The organism is Limnobaculum xujianqingii (assembly GCF_013394855.1).
Lineage (GTDB): Bacteria > Pseudomonadota > Gammaproteobacteria > Enterobacterales > Enterobacteriaceae > Limnobaculum > Limnobaculum xujianqingii.
The window spans coordinates 1,609,443-1,626,753 of the sequence record NZ_JABMLK010000002.1 but is presented as its reverse complement, the minus strand read 5'-3'; the positions used below and the strand labels follow the sequence as shown (position 1 = coordinate 1,626,753).

Here is a 17,311-nt window from a genome sequence, read left to right as displayed (position 1 = left end):
ACTTTTGGTACCGCACACCTGATGACTCAACGATTATTTACAATCAGAAGCGCCTTGTTTAACCCAAACATCACCTTTGCCAGGCTCGTCGCCCTTGGTCCACCATTTGGCTTTCCACTCGGAGCCATTAAAGGAAGTGGTTTCACCACCGTTATAAACAATATCTGCACGCCAGGACAATTTGACTTTACTGACCAGCTCCCACTGATCGGCACCAAAGCCAGGTTGGTTGTTTTGCGTCCAGTACTTCGCTTTCCATTGCAGGTTGTTATAGCTAACTATCTCACCGCCGTTGTAAACCTTAGAGGCTGACCATGCTGGTTTACTGGCAGCGGCCGGGTCAACTGGGTTACTACAGCTACCGGTTGCTCCACCATCACTTCCGCCGCCACTGCCACCACCACTGGTACCATCATCCGGGTTCGGTGTTGGCGTTGGTTCTGGCTCTGGTTCAGGCGTTGGTTCCGGTACAGGAGGAGGCGTTACGGTAACGCGAGTACTGGCTTGAGTACTGGTTTTACCATCGCTGACCATTACCGATACGTTATAGCTGGTTTCTGAAGTAACAACCGGCCCGGTGATAGTTAAATCACCAGTATTAGTCGCCCCTGCTGATAACTCTCCCGGAGCTGTCCACTGATAGGTCAGGGTATCACCATCTGGGTCACCCGCTTGCGCATGTAACGTGACCGATTCACCAGACGCGACGGTGATGCTATCAAGCAGATTCACTATTGGAGCCTGATTTGGCTTAGGCGCTTTGTTAACGACTTTCACTTCAACCGCATTACTCAGGCCTTTGTCATCAGTCACTTTCAACTGGAATACATAGGTTTGATCGGTGGTAACCGCCGGTGCACTGAACTTCGCTTTTGAAGTTGCAGCATTGGTTAATGTTACGGTTGGCCCGGAAACACGAGTCCATTGATAAGTTAACTTGCCACCTTCAGGATCCATAGAGGCTGAACCATCAAGGGTAACTTGTACCGGACCCGTTACGTTCTGATCAGCAGCCGTTGCTACCGGAGGCTGGTTAACCGGAGCCGGAGGTGTAACTTCACCACCGCCGCCACCGCCAGAGCTGGTGCCCAATAGGCTTTCGTTCATGGCATTCAGAAGATCGCCGTTATCAGCATCAATCTCCCAGGCAAACATACCGCCCAGACCTTTATCCAAAACGTACTGACCTTTTGCTGCTACGGAGCGAGCATCATCATAAGTGATTAACTCACCGGTTGAAGAGTTGAATACGTAAGGAGCTTCCGCCACAGTATCGTATGAGTAGGTCCAGCCGGAACCATTTTTGTACTTACTGGCAATTTGACGATAGTCCACATTACCACTTTCCCATGTACCGGTTATTGCGCCTGTTGCGGTACCACTAAATGGATTTCCTGCGGTATATCCATGTACCCCACTCCAGCCACGACCGTACATTGCCACACCCAATACCAGTTTCTTCGGATCGGCCCCTTGAGCTAACAAGGCTTTTAATCCGTTATCGGCGGTATAGTCAGTATCCGGTCTGAATGCTGGTGCATACAGTGCAGTCTGGTGCCCCAACGTAGTTAAGCTAAATGCACCATAGAAGTCATAGCTCATCATAAAGATGTGGTCCATGTACTGCTGAGCAGAGGCATAATCTACGTCTTGAATTTTGTCTCTACCCACACCAATCGCTGAGGTTAACTCATAGGTGCGGCCGGTTTCAGCACTTAAGCTATTCATCATTTCACGTAACTCGCGCATTAGCGCGGTATAGGTGACTTTATCAACTTCCGGGTTGCCTAGGTTTGGATTTTCACCGCCACCGCCCGGGAATTCCCAGTCGATATCCACACCATCAAAGAATTTCCAGGTTTTCAGGAGATCTTTTACTGATGCGACAAAGCGGTCACGTTTGGTTTTATCATTCAGTTGATAGAATGGATCGGACAGTGTCCATCCACCAATCGAAGGAAGTACTTTCAGGTCCGGATAGGCTTTTTTCAGCGCCATCAGTTGACCGAAGTTACCTTTGTAGGGGTCATCCCAGGCGGTAACACCCGTTTGTGGCTTCTGAACCGCAGCCCAGGCATCATGAACGGCAACTTGATAGTCCGGTGTACCTGCACAGGCACGCTCTAATGCGGCAAAGCTGTTACCACCTTCGATGGTTTTCAGACTATCGTTGATGCCATTACCACCACAAATCGGAATAAAGCCATACAGAATATGGTTTATATTGGCTGCCGGTATTCTATCAACCGGGAAGTTGCGGTCATAAACACCCCACTCTACAAAGTAGGTACCAACAACTTTATCCGTATGTTTACTGAAAGATTTATTATTCTCTTTCAGCGTTGGCGTTAATGGAAGTAGGTGGCTACCGTCAGTATCGGCAACAATCACAAGCTTACTGTCACTTTTGGTACAACCGCTATCATTACAGACCTCAACCTGTTCCTGATAACGCCCACCTTTTTTCACGGTAAAAGTGGCTTTCCCTGTACTACTCCCGGCAGAGCCACTCCAGACTTGTTTACCATCAAACAACACTTTGGCTGTTTTTCCGGTATCACCACTCCAGATATTCCACTCTACAGTAACGGTAGCACCATCATGGACCTTCACTAAATCCTTATAAGCAACAGCACTCTGATCGACTTCAACAATAGCAAACTTGTCATTACCGCTACCTAATGACGGTTTACCCGGAACAGCAGCCCACGCAGGAACCGCCAGGGTGGCAATAATCAATGCCAGAATATTGGGCTTCATTAATTTCATTTATGAATACCTTTATCAATAAGATAAATACCTTGCCTTATGCTGAAATAAAAACACAAAAGCACTCATTAAATCTCGAAGAAACTCATTTAAAAGCCATTTTAATTAATTAAGAAAACCTGATTTAACTCCTCTAAAATTAATTCAACATTGATTTTCTCATAATAAATAGTCAGATATATTCCCCTCATTATCTTTATGAGATGCGAGAACTATTAAAACATTTATCTTTCAGCTACATGAAAAACACAAATTCATCTCAGAAATAATCTGAAGAAAAAACAATGCCATATTCTAGCAAAGCACCTAATTAGACATAAGCACAGATCCTCATGCAAGAATAGTGAAACTCAACTATCAGATATAACTCTATTAATTATTTAAAATAATACTTTCCTAATACTTATTCATTAATAATGAAATAATTTTACCAGTCTTAAAACCATAGCAACGAATAATTAATTATTCCTGAAAATAAAAAAATAAAATCATCACTTTCATTAAACTAAAGATATATATGTGAATTATAAAATATAAATATTATTGCTCCGGAAATACTTAAATACGGGCCAAAAGGTAATGGCGTTTGCTTACCTGCGCGCCAGGCTTGCCAGCCACCGATGACGATGCCTGACAATCCGGCAATAAGGCATAAAGAAGGTAGCACTTGCCATCCTAACCATGCCCCTAATGCAGCCAGTAGCTTAAAATCACCATAGCCCAGCCCCTCTTTTCCCGTCAGCCCCCGAAACAACCAATAGAGCAACCATAAGCACAGATAACCTGCAACGGCACCATAAACGGCATCAGATAATTTAATCACACCACTACAGGCATTAATTAACAATCCCAACCAAAGCAGCGGTTGTGTTAATGCATCCGGCAGTAACATATGCCACCAGTCAATCAGACTAAGCGCCAGTAAAAAACCGATCAGTATCCATGCTGATAGTAGCCTCTCCGGTGATGGCATTAATATTGCCATCAGGCAAAACAGCAATGCTGTTGTCACCTCTATCCATAATAATCGGACAGGTATAGCAGTCTGGCACTGACTACAACGCCCACGTAATACCAGCCAGCTAACGATGGGAACATTCTCCCACCAGTACAATACGTGCTGGCATTGTGAACAGTGAGAGCGAGGAAACGCCAGACTCAGTTCCGGTTCCCCTTGTCGGTGATTAATCATCAAGGGTAAACGCTCTATCACCACGCCTAAAAAGCTACCAACAATGGCGCCCAACACCGCACTTAGCAGACAAAACAGCCATAAATGCTCCTCTCGCAGCAGAAAAAATAGCTGTTCTGTTGAACTCATCCTCCTGGTCCCCAGGCCAGTTTCAACTGAACTTTCACCTCTCCCGCATTGCCTGCCGGAGCCATAGTGATGTTTTCAATTCGAATCCCTGATGTATTGTTTAACGTTGTCAGCCAGCTTTTTAGCGACGAAAAAGGCAAACTATCAATGATAATATCGGCACTGTTAGCTGCCATTTGCATCTGTGGCAACGTGACTTTTGCCTGAGCCGCACTCTGCTCTATTGCCTGTTTAGGATCGGTAGCAATCAGTTGATAGGTAGGCAAATCCCGATCTTCTGCCTGTTCCTGCATCCAGGTAATGGTGTCCTGAGAGCGGGAAATTGCCTGCCAGCCATCCTGAACTGCATTCTGTAAAGGGATCCACAAACCGTAAAACAACAGTCCCCACAGCAGGGTTATCAGCCCCAAAACCATTAACACCCGTTCCCGCGGCGCTCTGGCGTTAAAATAGGCGATTAGCTTCTCTTTCATTTTGCAACATCTCCCCCCAATCAGAACGCCGGTGTATGGCGGATTTGTCGAGCCCGGCTGTAAAGTGAAGCCAAAAATCGGCTGAGTTTGTGTAACAAACGCGGAGATCCGGTCTTTTTCCATTGAGCTGACATCCAGCGTCAATGCCCCGGTCTTGACATCATATTTTACTGAGCGAACCTCAATATCCGGATAAGCTTGCTTCATCATATCCAGCTGTTCTAATTGAGTAAAAAATCCGCTTTTTGCTTTGTTAATGCCCTTTTCAAAGTGATATTTGAGGTTGCTGGGCGGCACCTCTCCGGGAAGATAACGTTGATACACCTGCCGGGTTTCCTCAGCCAGAGCATTCTGTCGACCTTTAACGTTCCACAACACGGCAAACTGAGGAAACAGACTCAGGCAAAAAGCCAGAATTACAGAAAAGATCAGAGGTTTTTTCCAGCGTTTTAAAATCTCAGCTCGGTTATCAGTCTGACTAAACACGCCATGTAGTACATTTAGCCGTTCCGCCCGCCAGCGCTCCTGAATTAACAGTAACGGATGCTGCCACGGATTGGCTTCATCTGTCGTAATACCTTCCGGTAAATCACCGTAGCTGCGCCTTGTTCCCTGAGGTAAACGAACCAGCAATTCAGGTAACAACGGGGTTTCCACCACACTGGCACCGGTGTCATAACGCACCCACCACTGATCTTCCAGAGAAACCAGAGTATGCCCCTGTGGATTTTCGGGTAACAGCAGTGCATCAGGTAGGGCCTGAATCACTTTAAGCCCGGCATTGCTACATGCATCTAACCATTGCTGTAATTTAACGCTGCGTACCGCGACGGTATCCAGTTCTCCCCCTGCACGGCGCATAACGGTCCAGTGCAAATCATCAATTTCACCCATCAGTGAGTCTTCAGCTATCCAGGTAAACTGCGGGGTTTGATGCAAAGCCCATTTTTTAGGTAACTTAAAACGACGGAAAATCAAATCGCTGGTAGGAAGTAACAGGCAAACATAATGTGATAACGGGTGCGACCGCAGTTGAGATAATTGATCCCAGCCGTCCAAACGCTCGGGCGTGGATGCCACTCCAGCCTGCAGAGCGCACCACCAAACGGGCGAATCCGGCGTTGAACCTAATCTGATAAAAAGTGCCTGTTTCATTATGAATATCCCTACTACTCAATAGTTCGATATCGATGTAACCAGCGGCTGGCCTCTCTGGTCTCTTCATCTAGGTACAAATTATCAACAAATCGCAGAGTCAGATTGTCCGTACGCCCGGTGGTATAAACGATGAAAAAATTACTGTTCACCGTCATATAACTATCAGCAGAGGCTTCTTTACCTTCCACCGGGAACTGCTTCTCCAACTGATCTCTGAATGCTTCAATAGTTTCCCATCCGCTATCAGGTCGCTTGCTAATCAATTGGCTGGCATCATCAACCGTCAGCTCGCCTAAAAATAATCCTGAAAGCAGTGGGGCCTGCTGCTCCGTTAGTGAATTAATATTCACTTTGGTTTTGGTATTGGGTAATGCACAAAGCAATTTGCTCAATCTGGTATAGGACTCCACCGGAAACCCTGGCAATAGCTTCAGTTCACTGATGGAGTACATCATCTGCTTAGCCGGTACTCTTGGCGGTTGCAGAGCTTTGAAAGCTTCCGCCGCCGAACTGGCTTTACTGTTATCACTGCCGCTATCGATGCCTAAATACACCGTCAGTTCGTTAAATAGCGTTTCAGCCGTTGCCGGGTTAATCCCCGCGCTGGTCATCAGATATTCCACCACTTTTTGCGTCATCGCCTTTTCTCCTGGCAGAGGGGAAACCGTACTGTTATCCGGTGCCAGCAGGCTATTGACGTTAAAACAGGTTTGCGCATCAAACACCTGACTGTCTAACTGGTAATCTTCCGTTTTTACGTTTATTGGCTGAGCCCAGGACTGATCCAGTGAGCTGGGCTTTTTTCCATCGGCTAAGTCATCGCCCAACCGGCTAATCGCCAGCTGTACTGCAGCATCAGAATTCCAACGTAAAGTTTGCTGGCCCAGTTGAAACTGAATCTTCTGCAGGTTTCTCGTAAACTGTTGGCTAATACGGGCAGCCAGCACCGACATTAATACCAACAGAATCAGTACCACTAGCAGAGCAACACCTCGCTGACGCCGTTTGGATGCGCTATTCATTTAGCACTTCCTGCATTCGGTGAACTGTCGCCTTGCACTGGCGTTGCTGTTTCTCCTGGCTTATCCGCATCCGGTTTTTGCTCACCCGCATTAGGAGCGTTTTCATCAGTCCCCTGAATGCTTGAAGTGCCGCCCTTAGGCCAGTTGCCAGGAGTCATAAACACCCAACGCCATTTCGTATCGTCTTCCAGTGTTAACGTCAGCTCGATACCTTTGGGTATCATTTCCGCTTCTTCCCACTGGGGTTGCCAGTCGGTATTAAAAAAGCGCCAATCCATCTTTTTTACCCGATCGATCATTGGGATCCTGGTCCAGTCAGCAGGGCTGGCACCATCCAGTACCGAGGCAATGCCACGATAAACCTGATTATCTTTCAGCCACCATGAAACCCGTATCAGATCCGCACTTTGCGGATTTCCCAGACTGGCTACGCTGTCCTGAGTGGTCAGAACCAAGATGCCGTCTCGTAATTGAAACGCCGCACTACTGCCAACCGGGGCGCGAGGCATCGCCTGCGAAAAATCACGTTCCAATCGGCTATAAGTCATTTGTAACTGGTTAAACCGGGCCGATTGCGCGTCCGATACGGCTGAATTACTCATGGAACCGTTTAATATTTGCCAGGCCATCATGCTGATCATGGCAAAGATCACCAGCGCAATAATCACCTCCATCATGGTGAATCCTTGCTGGCGCACGCGCTTTAAAGCGTTCATTTTATATCTCCGGCCAGTGAAGCATCACGCAGTGTAACCAGCGGATGTTCTTCTTCACCTTCACGGAAGACGATCACTTCATTCACTTTTACACCGGACGGCATCTGCGCTAATCGCGCCTGCCAGTACCAGGTTTGCCCCCCAATCTCTTCATTACCGCTGGGTTGATCGGTAAAGGTACGGCGGGTTAGTCGCGCCTCCGCCATCTGGTTTTCCGCCACCCAACTGGCGCGTAACGTTTCGCCCAACTGTAGTGTGTAGTGACTGCTGACGGTGACGGTATTCATCAGAGCTAACGCTGCACAAGAGAAAATAGCCATGGCCACCATGACTTCCAGCAGAGTCATGCCTAGCTCATTGCGCTTCTTTCTCATCTTTTGCCTCTTTAGCTTCGTTACCGTAGCCGTTCACCACCTCAACCGGCGATGCCCCTTGAGAGACCACAGAATAGACATCTTTTCTGTCCTCTCCCTCGAATGTCAGTCTGAATAAACTAATCTCACCGTCCGGTAAAAAAATAATTTGTGGAGGATCGTTTAAACTCAGTGCCATTTTCTGCGGCTCGATAGTGACGCGCAGACCCTCCGGAAACTCACCTTTGGTGGTGATACGCCCCGCCACCAGGGGCTGCCATTGCAGGCTATCCTGTGCCCCCTCGCCGTTTCCTTTCAGAATCATCAACTGATATTCCTGATAGGTTAGCGTCAGGCCCACGATGCTTCCCTCCATAACAGCCTTACTTGAACCGTAATCCACCAGTGTCTTAAACTGTTCGCCAAACACTCCCGGCCCGCTTTTTGAAGGTAATGTCATCACCACAATGGTGGCGCTGATGGCAAAAATCACCAGCGTTAGCATGACTTCAAGTAGCGTAAAACCGCGGGAGCGATGGCTGGACATTATTTTTGTCCCGGTTCAGCTTCAGTTTTCTTATCCATATCCCAGTTGGTGACATCATCGGCGGTATTTGCCTCACCATCCGGACCAACAGAGAACACATCAATTGGACCATGTTCTCCCGGGCTCACAATTAAATAGTCATTGTTCCACGGGTCGGTCGGCAGACGACGAATATAGCCATCTGAACGATAATTTTTAGGCACCGGCTGCAGCTCAGGCTTGGTGACCAGCGCTTTAAGGCCCTGTTCAGAGGTTGGATAACGTCCGTTATCCAGCTTGTACATATCAAGGGTATTTTCCAACGCGACGATATCACTCACCGCTTTTTGTCGGTCCGCACGCTCTTTGTTTCCCATCAGGTTAGGGATGACTAAACTGGCTAAAACGCCCAAAATAACGATAACCACCATGATTTCCATCAGAGTAAAACCCGACTGGCTCCGTGCGCTCTCTTGATTAACAATTTGATTTTTCATGATATGTTCAACTCACCATGTTATTAAGTTGCAGAATCGGTTGTAAAATCGACATGACGATAAACAGCACAATAGTCGCCATGGTAATCACCAACGCGGGTTCAAAAACGGCTAACGTTAATGTAATGCGATGCTGAAGGGCCTTATCCTGAGTATCTGCAGCGCGCTCCATCAGCGGCCCCAGCTCACCACTCTGTTCTCCCGATGCCACCATATACAGCATCATCGGAGGAAATAGTTGCGTTTGCTCCAGAGAAGAGTTCAGCGTTGCCCCCTGACGAACCTTGTCGGCCGCTTCGGAGAGTACCTCTCTGGCATAAAGATTCTCTATCCCGTCCACCGAGATATTCATGGCTTCTAATAATGGAACGCTACTGGCTTGTAAAATACTGAGGGTACGAATATAGCGGGCGCTGTTAATCGCCCTTACCAGCTTGCTGATTGGCGCCGATCGCACCAGCCATTTATGGTAACGCAGGCGGTTTTTTCCTTTGGATACCCAGGTACGGAATCCAAACACTGCGCCAATAATGGCGATTAAAATATAAAGTCCGTAGTTCTGTAAGAAGTCACTCACGGCAATCAGCGTCCGCGTCGTCACCGGTAGCTCCTGCTTCATATGGGTAAACTGTTCAATAACCTGCGGTACAACCGCCACCAGCAGAATACAAATAACCGTCGTCGCCACCACTGTTAGCGTGATGGGATACACCATCGCCTGAGTCAGTTTACTTTTCATCTGTTGGCGCTGATCGTTGTAATCAGCCAGTTTGTCGAGCACTTCCCCCAGATGACCGGTTTTTTCCCCAGCTGTCACCAACGTGCGATACAAATTGTCGAATGCCTGAGGGTAATTGCCTAAAGCATCAGAAAGGGAGTAGCCCTCCACCACTTTGTCATGAATATCGTCAATGGCTCTTGCCATCACCTCATCTTCTGTCTGACGAGCGATAACTTTCAGTGCGCTTTCTAATGGCAATGCAGCGTTGGTCAACGTTGATAACTGACGGGTGAATAGCGCCAGTGAATTACTGGAAATCTTGCGCGAAAAAAACGACTTTTTACCGCCCGACTCAGCTTTAGTCTCTTCGATGCTGATTGGCGTCATTCCCTGCTCACGCAGTTGCTGGCGAGCCTGCTTTGGCGTATCTGCCTGCAAAGTGCCTTTTTGGGTTTTGCCGTTTGGCAATGTTGCCCGCCATGCGTAATGTGCCATTATGCTTCTCCGGATTCGTTTTGTTCAGCAGTGACGCGTATTACTTCTTCAATTGAAGTTTCACCGCTGATAACTTTTAATAATCCGTTCTGCCGCAGGCTTCGGGTATGTTTGCGTAATATATCGTCCAGTGTCATTTCATCCAGATTATCGTTAATGGCGCGACGTAATTCGGTATTCATCACCAGAAACTCATGGATACCGGCACGCCCCTGATAGCCACTGTCACGACAATGCTCACAGCCAACGGCACGGTAAATCACCTCCGGCGGTTGAGCTAAAAAGCTATACATCGCTTTTTCTCTTGCGGAGAGTTCAGAAGTAGTGCGGCAATGTTTACAAAGCCGACGCACCAGACGTTGTGCAATAACCCCTAATAATGAAGATCCGATCAGAAACGATTCCAGTCCCATGTCCCGTAAACGCGTAACGGCACCGCATGCACTGTTGGTGTGAAGTGTGGACATAACCAGGTGACCGGTTAACGATGCCTGCACCGCAATTTGCGCCGTTTCGCTATCACGAATTTCCCCGATCATGACAACATCAGGGTCCTGACGCAGAATAGCGCGCAGGCCACGGGCAAACGTCATCTCAACCCGGGGGTTCACCTGAGTTTGTCCAACGCCTTCCAGTTCATATTCGATAGGATCTTCTACGGTGAGGATATTGCGCTCAAAACTGTTGAGAGAAGAGAGCACCGCATACAGAGAGGTACTCTTGCCTGAACCTGTCGGCCCGGTAACTAACAAAATACCATGAGGTTTAGCGATCAATCCTTCCAGGTGTTCCCGATCGTCATCCGCCAGCCCCAGTTGTCCCAGGTCCATACGCATATTGTTTTTATCCAATAAACGCATAACCACACGCTCACCATATTGTGAAGGAATGGTCGATACCCGAACATCAATGGCTTTACGACCAATACGCAGAGAGATACGACCATCCTGCGGCAGCCGTTTTTCAGCAATATCCAGCTTGGCCATAACTTTAATACGGGAAACCAACAGCGGAGCTAACTTTCTGGCTGGCTGTAAAACCGGATGTAACAAACCATCCACCCGAAAACGAATACTTAAAGTACGCTCAAAGGTTTCGATATGAATATCCGAAGCACCTTCTTTAACCGCTTCACTTAATATGGCGTTGATCAGACGAATAACCGGTGAATTTTCGTCACTATCCAGCAAATCTTCACTATCCGGGATCTCTTCCGTCAGTGCCATTAAGTCGATATCACCATCCATATCATCGACCATCTGCTGAGACATGCCGCTCCCCTGCTGCCAGACTCGCGACAAACGTTCATCAAACGCTTCAACCGTTAGCGTAATGGGGGTAAATGCCTGTTCCTGTATACGCCGCATCTCCAGTAACGCCTGTAAAGGCGTATCTTCACGCAGGTAAACTTCGCCTTGATCCAACAGAATTCCATTCTCTTTGGCATAGCTATAGGAACTGAAGTCTTTGCTCGAAGTTTCCATATCATCCGCCTTCTACTATTTAGTCGCGAAATGGATTACGTCCACGTGGTGCTGGCGTTGTCGCTGCTGGCACCATCGGTTGAGTTGTTTCGTCAGTTCCCGTGCCGCCTAACGTTCCTGGAGACAAGTGGTCCGGATATTCAGGCAGGACTTTCGGATCGATCGGCGGAATGATACCTATCTTGTTCTCTTCAATCCGATACTGCTGATCTTCACGGCTCTTGTTGTATTTCACTTTTGAGCTGTAGTTATAGTCAGCATCGCTACGAATAACCGTAGGACGAATAAAGACCATCAGGTTTCTTTTGGCTTTGGTATTAGAAGTACTGCGGAACAGTTGGCCGATTAAAGGGATATCACCCAATAGCGGAACCTTAGATACAGTTTGGGTAGTAAAATCTTCAACCAATCCACCCAGTACAACGGTTTGGCCGCTGCGAACCAAAACTTCGTTATTGATAGTTCTGGTGTTAAAAGTTGGCCCTAAAGTACTTTGAGCCGATGTTGGATCAACACTGGAAACCTCTTGTTCAATTTTCATTTGAACTGAGTTGTCATCGTTGATCAGCGGAGTCACTTTCAGTTTGGTACCTACAGTTTTACGTTCGACCGTACTGAATACGTTATCCCCGGAGGTATTAGATTGAGAACCAGACAGAACCGGAACATCCTGACCTACGTTAAATGAAGCTTCACGGTTATCCAGCGTAACCACGCTTGGCGTTGATAAGATATCGCTCTTATTATCGGAAGCTAATGCAGTTAACAAAGCGCCGAAATCACCATTAAAGAAGCCGGTTGCTAATCCGTTATAGCCTCCCAATACCCCGGTTAATGGATTGGTGGCAGTAAATCGACCATCAATATCGTATTGTTCTTCACCGCGTTTCGCGGTGAAAATAGGAATACCCGTATTGGTAAATTGCGAAATACCATGAGATGTCGCCCACTGCACCCCCAGATTCAGACCTGCGCCATCCTGAACTTCAACAATGATGGCTTCAACCAGTACCTGCGCCCGGCGAATATCCAGCTTAGCAATCACTTGTGACAATGACTGCATCACATCAGGCTGTGCGGTAATCACCAGCGAGTTCGTTTGCTCATCGGCGGTGATATTCAGATCGTTTTTACTGGACAATGAGGCCGCCCCTTTGGCTCCCCCTTTATCCGCTTGTACTTTATCGCCAATACCGGTTAACACGGCGGCAATCTTAACGGCATTCGCGTATTTAAGATAAAAAACTCGGGTATTTCCCTGGCTGTTTTCGTTGCGATCCAGCTTTTTAATCAGGTTACGAGTTTTCTCCCGCGCCTGAGATGAGCCACTTAATACCAAAGTATTGGTACGCGTATCGGCAACCACTTTTGCAGTTAACTGTGGGGCACTTTGGCCTTTCTGTTCTTCATTGCTCAGATTATTGAGCATGTCGGAAATTTCTTTGGCGGAACCATATTGCAAAGGAATGGTTTCTCTTTGCTGTACGCCTGAAGCATCAACCCGGTGAACTAAATCCACCAGGCGATTAATAGAAGAGGCTTTTCCCGTCAGTAACAGAACGTTCGACGGTTCATAATTCACTACGTTACCCACGCCGGAAGCATCATTAAGCTGGCGTAATAAAGGAGCTAAATCCCTGACGGGTACGTTTTCCATTTGAACAACCCGGGTAATAATTTCATCACCCTTTCCCGGATTGGCAGTATCTGCAACAGGTACACCTGCGGTTTTCGCGGTCGATGAACGGACAATTTTAATCATGCCGTTATCCATCGGAATAGCCGAAAAACCATATAAATCTAATACGCTAAGAAAAAACTGATAATATTGCTCTTCAGTAAGAAGATCATAGGTTCTTACTGATACTTTTCCCTGAACTGCCGGATCAACTAAAATTGTTTTATTTAAATTTCTGCTGGCAACATCAATAAATTCTCTGATATCAGTATCTTTAAAATTAGCACTGAAATCAGCCGCGATTAAATGCCCGGAATATAAAAACAATAATGCGAGCACTGAGCGAGCGCAGATTTTTCTTTTCATATTAGTTTTAATTCATATAGGGTCACAGTATTTGTAAATCTAGATGAATGTTTTTATCTTCGCCACCGCGCTTAATCGTAATGTTTGCAGAATCTAACTTAGCCCATTGGTCAATAACAGTTTTTATTTCTTTATTTCCTGTTACATCATTAGAGTTTATTTTTACAACTATATCCCCAGGGTTAAGACCCGCTTTTTTAAAAATATCAGAAGCAGATTTAGGTGTAATTTTTAAACCTACTAATTTATCTGATGATTTATATTCAGGTCCCAAAATAAAATAATCGCCCAAATAATTCTCAACTAATTTAGTATCTTTTACCGGTAATATACGAGTGGTATCAATACCTTTAATATAATCAGGATTTTTTAATTGGACGGTTTCTATATCACCTTTATCGCGAATCTGAATGCTGTCTTTTTCAATTGAATCAATCCAGGCATCATCATAACCCTGTAGTTTCTCACCTTCACGATAGCTGATCTGCTTTCCGCCCTGATTAACAGTAGCAATGGATAATCCAGGCTTACTGCTATATACAATAGCGCTGATATCCAGTACTAAAGGGGCCTTTTTGACTGCACCTGGTGCAGCTTTTTGTGGTGCATTAAACAAGGCCAGAGTCACTGGCATAGCTTCTTCCACCTTTTTTACTTTATGTGCAGCGTGTTTGATATTGCTGTTTAATGTGTAGTTTTTATGACTATCATAAGTGTGGTAAGCCTGAAACGCCCCAAGGCCACAGAACCCCAGAATCAGTGCCGGAATAGTGTATTTATTAATGATATTAATCTGCATAATTCAAATACCTTATGGATAAAATAGGAACAATAAGCTACCAACCCGAATAGCCGGGAAATAGTTAACGTATTCGTACACTTATTGGATTGAGAATATTTTCCCTATAATTGGTTAATAAATCCACAGGTTTCTTATCCTAAAAAAGACGGATATCGCTTATTTTTTATAAGTACATATAAGTTAAGAAAATAAAAAATGAATAGATAAAAACAAAAATAAAACTTTAGCATTACTTTTTTTATAAATATTACTAAAGGTCATTACAATCGAATCAATGAAGTAAACCACATAATTATTAACATCTAAAAAATAACATTCTCATTAACATAATCAATTTTGATTAACACTTTCTTATGTCAAATCGCATAAATATCAAACTTTCAGATCAAGGAGAAAATATTATTTATACATAACAATCATAAAGAGGAGCGTTACATTTAATTACCAATATCAGTCTTTCATATTTTTCTGTTCTATGATTTGCGCCAGAAACAACTAAGCTTATTTACATCCATTTTTAACATAAAATAAAATGTGCCTTCTTGACAGGGTCAAATACCAGAACTATAAATTCATTATCACAATGATAACTTTATAATTAACTCAATAGTTTGATCGCCTTGAATTAAATAATTTTTTGTCAAAAAATCAAAAATATTTACTGGTAGATAATATATTTTTCACCACCTGCCACAAAGAAAAACATCACATTGATTTAAATGAATAAATAATCGTTTAAACAAAAATGTCGTCAATATCTTAAAGGGTGATAATAATCATGTACTTAGAACATTTCAAATTTGGCAGTGAGCCCTTTAGAAATACTATTTTTCATAACAATCGATTTTTTCTTGAATATTTTCATAGCATTTATTTATTAATTTCCCACGCCTGTAATAAAAAAGGCGTTATTGGTTTCTATTCACAAGATGAAAATAGCCTGAATGATGTTATTAAAAGAATTGGGGCTGAATATCATGGCCATAGCTTAACTATCAATGCTTCTCCTTCGCTGTCAAAAAAGGAGTTAGTGAAAAAGCTGGAAAATATTGAGGCCAATCATCAGGTGGTAACACACGGATTTATCACTACCAATTCGCAGTTGCTGATCGTTACCTCTGCCCAATGTATGGCTGAAGGATGTTGGGACATATTAAAAAAGCGCCTTGCGCAGGCGGAAGAACAAAATGCTTCGCTGACCATTCTTCTGTGTGGTTCTGAAAAGCTGGGGCGCTTATTACCCAAAACCTTTCAATCATGGTTACACACCAATCTAAACTTTCGTATGCCTGGCCTACGTGAGTACACAGAGTATTTTGAGCATCAACTGGCCTGGAATGATGGTAAGCCGACACTGTTTAGCCCCCAACAAATACGCTGGATTTATCGGGCAGCCCAAGGCAAGCTTTCACTGGTAAATCGCATTGCTCATTATGCGCTGCTGGGAGCTTATGCCGAGCGAAGCGAAACTATCACTCAACACCATCTACAGATGGCAACCAAAGAGATCACTGGCTCCTGTCGTGCTACACCAACGCAGTTATCCATTGCACTGGCATCGGTGGTTGTTTGTCTGGCCCTTGGCTGGGCGATGTTGCCGGTTATTTCTCCACTGTTACCGCATCCAACGGCCTGGAATCCACCGGAACCCGATCCGATAGTCGTTCCTGAACCACAATCTGAACCTGCGGTAAATCTGGAAATAGGTAATCAAATAACCGCAATGCGGCAGATGTACAAAATATGGGGCTACGACGTTTCTAATGACGATGCTTTTTGTGAGGAGGCTGGCAGAGCTAATCTTCAGTGTAAAAAAGGTCAGGCTACTCTGGAAGAGATGGAGAAGATTGGCTACCCATGGATAGCAGAAGTGAAAGTTGACGACAATGTTGGCTATGTCAGCGTGGTTCGGGTTGGCAAAACAGATATCGATCTGTTGGTTAATAACCGTAGCTGGTTTGAGCAAAAGAGTACCGGTCAATACATTATATTTTATCGGCTAACGCCACTGGGTCGGGATAAGATCGATGCAGTCAGCAGCAGCAGTGAAATCGCCTGGCTGGATAAGATGTTAAGTCGCACCTTACTCAAACCCAAAAGCAAAAAGAATAGCTGGTCTCCTGAGATGATGGAGAGCGTTAAGCAATTCCAGAAGAATGAAGGCTTAAAGGATGACGGGTTGGTCGGTTCAGAGACACTAATGAAATTGGCGCTGGCCTCCGGTGATTCACCGAAGCTAATAAAAGATCAAAATATACCGGATGTGTCAGTCATCAAGCAAAGGATACAGTAACTATGTCCACTATCTCTCTTACTGCTTATCGTAACCAGCGTAATCAACGCAATCAAAACCAGCAACGTACCAATGAACGGGTACGTATTACTGCGGCACCGTTGAGTTACTTTCGGTTAAGCCTGTATATCATTGCCGGTGTAATAGCAGCATCACTGCTTATAGTTAGTGGAACCTTTGGCCATATGTACTGGCAATATCTTTACCCTAAACCAGTAGAAGTACAGGCATCGGCTCCTGTACCTGAAGCCCCAAAAGCGCTGCCAGAAATATTCCTGTCTGACATGCACTATATTTACACCACTAAACCACTACCTCAACCACAGGCACCATCACCGTTAACCACCATGGATAATCTAAGCCAACCACTGGTGGATAGGGATGTGATACGAGGCGAACCTGAAGGCGATATTCCACTGGCCCCAATGAGCAATAAACTCAGGACACCCGTCAGTGATGAAAGCAGTGAAAGTGAAGCGACCAGAAATCTTAGGGAACGGCTGGCACAGGCTCTGCAGGAACAAAGTCGGGAATATAATTCGGATATTCCACAGGTAACCACAGAACCACAAAAGAAATAAATTGCAGCGTATTCAATTACACATTTATCAGGCTCAGAGCTTATATCTCTGAGCTT

General features: G+C 45.4%; 14 protein-coding genes. 2 read left to right on the top strand and 12 right to left on the bottom strand.

The features are described 5' to 3' along the window. Positions 1 to 33: 33 nt before the first annotated feature. The 12 genes from GOL65_RS21470 to GOL65_RS21415 all read right to left on the bottom strand — a co-directional run bounded on the left by GOL65_RS21470 (position 34) and on the right by GOL65_RS21415 (position 14,378). The gene (locus GOL65_RS21470; protein WP_140920109.1) at positions 34 to 2,769 is read right to left on the bottom strand and encodes a glycosyl hydrolase family 18 protein; all 2,736 of its coding nucleotides are present in this window, start codon (positions 2,767 to 2,769) and stop codon (positions 34 to 36) included. Between the two features lie 505 nt (positions 2,770 to 3,274). Next, positions 3,275 to 4,090, bottom strand: a complete 816-nt coding sequence (locus tag GOL65_RS21465) for a prepilin peptidase (protein WP_179038525.1) — start codon at positions 4,088 to 4,090, stop codon at positions 3,275 to 3,277. Next, the gene (gene gspL / locus GOL65_RS21460) at positions 4,087 to 5,718 is read right to left on the bottom strand and encodes a type II secretion system protein GspL (protein ID WP_140920110.1); all 1,632 of its coding nucleotides are present in this window, start codon (positions 5,716 to 5,718) and stop codon (positions 4,087 to 4,089) included. Before gspL ends, GOL65_RS21465 begins: the two co-directional genes overlap by 4 nt. Before the next feature lie 14 nt (positions 5,719 to 5,732). Next, the gene (gene gspK, locus GOL65_RS21455; protein WP_140920111.1) at positions 5,733 to 6,743 is read right to left on the bottom strand and encodes a type II secretion system minor pseudopilin GspK; all 1,011 of its coding nucleotides are present in this window, start codon (positions 6,741 to 6,743) and stop codon (positions 5,733 to 5,735) included. Continuing rightward, complete coding sequence (gspJ, locus tag GOL65_RS21450) at positions 6,740 to 7,459, bottom strand: type II secretion system minor pseudopilin GspJ (protein WP_140920112.1); 720 nt, start codon at positions 7,457 to 7,459, stop codon at positions 6,740 to 6,742. The genes gspK and gspJ overlap by 4 nt, the downstream gene beginning before the upstream one ends. Then, a complete protein-coding gene (gspI, locus tag GOL65_RS21445; protein WP_140920113.1) occupies positions 7,456 to 7,833 on the bottom strand; it encodes a type II secretion system minor pseudopilin GspI in 378 nt (125 codons plus the stop codon). The genes gspJ and gspI overlap by 4 nt, the downstream gene beginning before the upstream one ends. Beyond that, positions 7,814 to 8,359, bottom strand: a complete 546-nt coding sequence (gene gspH / locus GOL65_RS21440) for a type II secretion system minor pseudopilin GspH (protein ID WP_140920114.1) — start codon at positions 8,357 to 8,359, stop codon at positions 7,814 to 7,816. The genes gspI and gspH overlap by 20 nt, the downstream gene beginning before the upstream one ends. Then, positions 8,359 to 8,835, bottom strand: coding sequence for a type II secretion system major pseudopilin GspG (gene gspG / locus GOL65_RS21435; protein WP_130592700.1), 477 nt, complete (start codon positions 8,833 to 8,835; stop codon positions 8,359 to 8,361). The genes gspH and gspG overlap by 1 nt, the downstream gene beginning before the upstream one ends. Before the next feature lie 7 nt (positions 8,836 to 8,842). Further along, positions 8,843 to 10,051 carry a type II secretion system inner membrane protein GspF gene (gspF, locus tag GOL65_RS21430; RefSeq protein ID WP_140920115.1) on the bottom strand — a complete coding sequence of 403 codons (1,209 nt, stop codon included), beginning with the start codon at positions 10,049 to 10,051 and terminating at the stop codon, positions 8,843 to 8,845. Next, positions 10,051 to 11,535: a type II secretion system ATPase GspE gene (gene gspE, locus GOL65_RS21425; protein WP_140920116.1), complete on the bottom strand. Its 1,485-nt coding sequence runs from the start codon at positions 11,533 to 11,535 to the stop codon at positions 10,051 to 10,053. The genes gspF and gspE overlap by 1 nt, the downstream gene beginning before the upstream one ends. Positions 11,536 to 11,554: 19 nt before the next feature. Beyond that, positions 11,555 to 13,579, bottom strand: coding sequence for a type II secretion system secretin GspD (gspD, locus tag GOL65_RS21420; protein WP_140920117.1), 2,025 nt, complete (start codon positions 13,577 to 13,579; stop codon positions 11,555 to 11,557). A 22-nt stretch (positions 13,580 to 13,601) separates the two neighbouring features. Further along, a complete protein-coding gene (locus GOL65_RS21415) occupies positions 13,602 to 14,378 on the bottom strand; it encodes a type II secretion system protein N (RefSeq protein ID WP_140920118.1) in 777 nt (258 codons plus the stop codon). A gap of 781 nt (positions 14,379 to 15,159) precedes the next feature. On the opposite strand from GOL65_RS21415, the gene GOL65_RS21410 reads away from it, so the two are divergent. Next, positions 15,160 to 16,674, top strand: coding sequence for an ExeA family protein (locus tag GOL65_RS21410; protein WP_140920119.1), 1,515 nt, complete (start codon positions 15,160 to 15,162; stop codon positions 16,672 to 16,674). Positions 16,675 to 16,676: 2 nt separating this feature from the next. Continuing rightward, positions 16,677 to 17,255, top strand: coding sequence for a hypothetical protein (locus GOL65_RS21405; RefSeq protein ID WP_140920120.1), 579 nt, complete (start codon positions 16,677 to 16,679; stop codon positions 17,253 to 17,255). Positions 17,256 to 17,311 lie beyond the last annotated feature (56 nt).

Bases quoted from the DNA above. Each gene is read 5' to 3' on its own strand.
- gspD (WP_140920117.1), bottom strand. From the start codon at position 13,579: ATGAAAAGAAAAATCTGCGCTCGCTCAGTGCTCGCATTATTGTTTTTA.
- GOL65_RS21470 (WP_140920109.1), bottom strand. From the start codon at position 2,769: ATGAAATTAATGAAGCCCAATATTCTGGCATTGATTATTGCCACCCTG.
- GOL65_RS21410 (WP_140920119.1), top strand. From the start codon at position 15,160: ATGTACTTAGAACATTTCAAATTTGGCAGTGAGCCCTTTAGAAATACT.
- GOL65_RS21465 (WP_179038525.1), bottom strand. From the start codon at position 4,090: ATGAGTTCAACAGAACAGCTATTTTTTCTGCTGCGAGAGGAGCATTTA.
- GOL65_RS21405 (WP_140920120.1), top strand. From the start codon at position 16,677: ATGTCCACTATCTCTCTTACTGCTTATCGTAACCAGCGTAATCAACGC.
- gspK (WP_140920111.1), bottom strand. From the start codon at position 6,743: ATGAATAGCGCATCCAAACGGCGTCAGCGAGGTGTTGCTCTGCTAGTG.
- gspG (WP_130592700.1), bottom strand. From the start codon at position 8,835: ATGAAAAATCAAATTGTTAATCAAGAGAGCGCACGGAGCCAGTCGGGT.
- gspI (WP_140920113.1), bottom strand. From the start codon at position 7,833: ATGAGAAAGAAGCGCAATGAGCTAGGCATGACTCTGCTGGAAGTCATG.
- gspJ (WP_140920112.1), bottom strand. From the start codon at position 7,459: ATGAACGCTTTAAAGCGCGTGCGCCAGCAAGGATTCACCATGATGGAG.
- gspH (WP_140920114.1), bottom strand. From the start codon at position 8,359: ATGTCCAGCCATCGCTCCCGCGGTTTTACGCTACTTGAAGTCATGCTA.
- gspF (WP_140920115.1), bottom strand. From the start codon at position 10,051: ATGGCACATTACGCATGGCGGGCAACATTGCCAAACGGCAAAACCCAA.
- gspL (WP_140920110.1), bottom strand. From the start codon at position 5,718: ATGAAACAGGCACTTTTTATCAGATTAGGTTCAACGCCGGATTCGCCC.
- GOL65_RS21415 (WP_140920118.1), bottom strand. From the start codon at position 14,378: ATGCAGATTAATATCATTAATAAATACACTATTCCGGCACTGATTCTG.
- gspE (WP_140920116.1), bottom strand. From the start codon at position 11,535: ATGGAAACTTCGAGCAAAGACTTCAGTTCCTATAGCTATGCCAAAGAG.